The 206-nt window shown below is 59.2% G+C and carries 1 protein-coding gene; it reads right to left on the reverse strand.

The annotated features are described in order from the left end of the window. Nucleotides 1–206 (reverse strand): ATP-dependent DNA ligase (locus AF337_RS18870; protein ID WP_483150629.1); only part of this gene is annotated, 206 nt, incomplete at both ends.

Consider the following 206-nt stretch of genomic DNA (forward strand, 5'->3'; position numbering starts at 1 on the left):
CCATCTTTCTCGGTGAGCGTATCCTCAAGAAGATGCCGGCGCGAGCGGTATTCGATCCCGCGCAGATCATGGCCGTCGAGATAAATTAGATCGAAGGCGTAGAGAATGGCGTCCGAGGCGCGGTTGCCAGCGGCCTTTCCAGAAGCGCCGAGCGATTGCTGCAGCAGCTCAAAATCCGGTCGCCCTTCTTGGTCAAGCACCACCGC

This window comes from Rhizobium ecuadorense (assembly GCF_001187535.1).
Lineage (GTDB): Bacteria > Pseudomonadota > Alphaproteobacteria > Rhizobiales > Rhizobiaceae > Rhizobium > Rhizobium ecuadorense.